Annotated in this window: 2 protein-coding genes and 1 pseudogene; 1 reads left to right on the top strand and 2 read right to left on the bottom strand. The window is 37.1% G+C overall.

The window, feature by feature from the left end; all coding sequences use genetic code 11:
- The coding region (locus tag HT729_RS11805) for a hypothetical protein (RefSeq protein WP_205380683.1) at positions 1–313 on the top strand (313 nt) is incomplete at its 5' end.
- Between the two features lie 267 nt (positions 314–580).
- On the opposite strand, the gene HT729_RS10935 is transcribed toward HT729_RS11805, so the two are convergent.
- Positions 581–3,931: a DEAD/DEAH box helicase family protein gene (locus HT729_RS10935; RefSeq protein WP_172932016.1), complete on the bottom strand. Its 3,351-nt coding sequence runs from the start codon at positions 3,929–3,931 to the stop codon at positions 581–583.
- A 29-nt stretch (positions 3,932–3,960) separates the two neighbouring features.
- Positions 3,961–4,037 (bottom strand): annotated as a pseudogene (locus HT729_RS10940) (type I restriction endonuclease); the annotation flags it as partial.

Here is a 4,037-nt window from a genome sequence, read left to right on the forward strand (position 1 = left end):
TTTTGAGCTGACTTCGTCAGTTTCATCTACAACCTCAAAACCGTGTTTTGAGCTGACTTCGTCAGTTTCATCTACAACCTCAAAACCATGTTTTGAGCTGACTTCGTCAGTTTCATCTACAACCTCAAAACCATGTTTTGAGCTGACTTCGTCAGTTTCATCTACAACCTCAAAACCATGTTTTGAGCTGACTTCGTCAGTTTCATCTACAACCTCAAAACCATATTTTGAGCTGACTTCGTCAGTCTTATCTACAACCTCAAAACCGTGTTTTGAGCAGCCTGCGGCTAGTTTGCTCTTTGATTTTCATTGAGTATTACTTCATTTTTTCCTGCAATTGAATTCTTGCTCGGCTTTTTGTTTTCTATTTCTTTAAAATCAAAGTAGCTCTTTTGTTAATAACTCGATCAGCAAACATCGTGGTACAAGTATCTACTTTGAAATTTATAAACCACTTAACAACTGATACTGTATTCTAGGAAAACGATGACATTCTTCCTAATAAAACTTCTCATATATAGCATAAATTTCTACTCTTTTTAATTTTAAATGAGTCTCAGCATGGCACTCACTTTAGAATTTAAGCCGCTTCTCCAGCTCGATCATTGATGAGCTCAATGGTTTGAACAATATTACGAAGTACTGGTAGTTGGTGTTGGAAGAGTAGTTGAACAGATCCATAAGATTTAAACGGCTCTTGTGTTAACACTTTCGTCTCTAAAAAACCATTTTCTACAATGTAGTCTACAATCAATTTTACAAATGAAATCTGCCTAGCATTAAGGTTCTCATCCGACAAAAATTTAGAAAAAATACGATTGGCAGACTCTCTATCTAAGCCAATAATCTCACGCACCAATCTCGGAATTGCCTTATTTTCATAATGATGTTGGTAGTCTGATTTGCTACCTAATTTTTCCCAGAGCAATTTTTCAAGTGCAAGCATATCATCAGATGTCAACTTTTTATTATGGTATAGCTTAGAAATGGACTCGTCATCCAGATGAGTTTTCAAGTAATGCTCAACTTTTTCATTATAAGATCGAAGATCGTTGACCTGTAAAAATGCTGTGCTCTCGTGAACAGTAGAGAGTATACGATCTTCAAAGTTAACATAGTAGGGTTTACGGTCTGTTTTATCCAAAAACTGTAATAAATCTCGAATAGCAAGACGAATTTTTTCCAAATCAGACAAGTTAACTTCTTTCCAAAATTCAGGCTCCTGTACTTTCCTGATAATTTCAGCCTGCTCAAAAACCTGCGGAATATTACCAATAGCAGAAAGAGCTCTAGCCGTCTTCATCACTTGGGAAATATGAACAGTGGAAGATTTAGCTGTCAGTTGCCCCAACTGAATATGAAGCAACCACAAATCAAATCTCCTCGCCATCTCATCTTCTTTATCTTCATCAAATAAAAGCGGAGAGAGATTTTTTTGAATGGTTTCACTTGTAACAGCAGTTAGATTCTGCCAACTTTCCAATTTCCTATAGCTATAAACTGTATCTAAAACCATACGAACCCTGAAGTCCAACTCATTTAAGCTCTCTATACGACCTTGAAGTTCTAAAACAAGCTCCTGACGGTATGCTCTCGCAAACTGATCTTCTTGGTATTGGAGTCCCTGAAGTTCTCGAATCAAGTCCACTTTGATATTAAATAAACGCTGAGTCAACGAAACAATGTGACGACCCTCTCCATCTCTTGGATCTGCACGAAAATAATCAAAATTGTCCCCATAATCAAATACCAAGAAGTTTTCCTTATCCTGCTCAGGTCCAAATAAATCTTTACATAGACGGGTTCCTCGACCAATCATCTGCCAAAACTTAGTTTTAGAGCGTACTTTCTTGAAGAAGACTAAATTAACAACCTCTGGTACATCAATACCTGTATCTAACATATCGACAGAAATCGCAATTTGAGGATACTTCTCCTTAATTTTAAAATCATCAATCAAGGTCTGATAATGCTTAATACTATAATCAATCACCTGAGCATAGTCGCTCCCTTTTTCAGGATAGCGGTTGTTAAAAATACCTCTGATATATTCCGCATGGTCATGATTTTTAGCAAAAATAATAGTTTTACCAATTTCATCCCCCGAGGCTGTCTGAATTCCTCTTGTCATGAGTTCATTTAAAACAATTTCTACTGTACTTTTATTGAAAATAAAAGAATTAAACACACTCCCATCAATATCTTTTTCACAGCTATCGTCTTCAAATTTGCTATCAAAATGTTCCTTTTCTTCTTCGGACAAATCATCATAATGTAGACCATCCGTAGGTAGTTTCAGTTTGGTTTCGATAGAATGATAGGCTACTAAATATCCGTCTTTAACAGCTTCTTCCAAATCATATGCATATGTTGGAACCCCATTCTCCAAATTAAAGAATCCATAGGTGTTTTTATCTAAATCTTGACGCGGAGTAGCGGTTAAGCCTACAATCCTTGCATCAAAATAATCAAAAATGGACTTGTATTTCTGATAAATAGAACGGTGAGATTCGTCAATTATGATAAGGTCAAAATGCCCAACAGTGAAAGGGCGTTGATTTACTTCTTCTTGACCACTAATCGCTCCAATCATGGTCGGATAAGTTGAAAAGACCATGCGACTTGATTGAGCTCCTTCTTTATCTTCTAAGAAGTTACAAACGGAAAGATCTGGGAGTAATTTTCTAAACGAATCATAGGCTTGCTTAACCAAGGAAGTTCTATCGGCTAAGAAGAGAACGTTTTTTACCCAGTTATGACGTGATAAGGTATCAACTAGAGAAACTGCTGTACGAGTTTTCCCAGCCCCAGTTGCCATAACCAAAAGTGCCTGTCTACGATGATTAGAGAAAGCTTCACAAACGCTTGCAATCGCATGTTTTTGGTAGTGACGCCCGGAAATATCGTCTCTAATTTTACTAGAAATATCCTCAAGTGGTTTTTGAAGATGACGTCTATCCATCACTAATTGCAATTCTTCTTGAGAGTAAAAGCCTGCAATCTGGCGGCGGTTCGGACCATCAAGTATATAGTGCTTCAACCCATTTGTAATAAAGCAAATTGGCTGATAGCCGATATGTTTCTCCAGAGCTTCAGCATATTCTTTGACCTGTACTTCCCCTACTTCTGGATTGACAGAGGCTTTTTTAGTCTCTACAATCGCTAAAATTTTCCCATTTTTACCATAAAGTACATAGTCACAGTAACCAATTCCTGAACCGTGCTTGAGACCATCAACAGCTATCTCAACACGACAGTTTTCTTCAAATATCCATCCTGCTAGACGGAGATCAATATCAATAAAGAGCTTTCTTGTCTCTGCCTCAGATAATTGATCAATATGGAAAGGCACATCTTGCCGTTGCGCTGCAGTCTCACGTTTTTCAGTATAAGTCTCTTGAACTTCTACGGACTGAGCAGCCATCTGTTCATGAAAATCAGGCAGTTCTGGTAAACTGTCTTGTAACTTTATCATAGATTGTGGAGTTTCTCGGTATTTGATGTTTGCTGAAAGTAGTAAGCACTTCTCATCAAAATAACGCTCCACAAATTCATTGCTGTAACAATAATCGATAAAATTAACAAACTGATACAAATGATGCAAAGCTAAAATCGCTTCTCGTTCCTTAATTTCACCACCATGAGCAGCATGGTTTCCCCACCGAATCAACAGAACTATCTGCTTGTGGAGTTCAGAATCTACGATATCCCTAAAATCATCATCCCATACTAAAGAAGATAGAGTAGCACGATAGGGAGCTTCTAAATATGAATCGTGACTATATATCCAATGGACAGCCTGCTCTAAAGCACGACGCGCCATAAAGGCAGTAGCCACAGTTGATGTAGCAATCATATTCTCAGCTTCAATGCAAGGTTTTGAAAAAGATTCATATTCGTCATTTTTTAAAAGAAAGCTAAAATTTCCCATTTTTTTCTCACTTTAAACAAATAGTTTAGCTATATTATACTAAATTTCAAGCTATTTCTCCACACTTTTATAGCTATCTCACAAGCAAATTGTGATTTGTCGACCT

It is taken from the genome of Streptococcus sp. 79, from assembly GCF_013277425.1.
Classification (GTDB): Bacteria; Bacillota; Bacilli; order Lactobacillales; family Streptococcaceae; genus Streptococcus; species Streptococcus pseudopneumoniae.

Bases quoted from the DNA above. Each gene is read 5' to 3' on its own strand.
- HT729_RS10935 (WP_172932016.1), bottom strand. From the start codon at position 3,931: ATGGGAAATTTTAGCTTTCTTTTAAAAAATGACGAATATGAATCTTTT.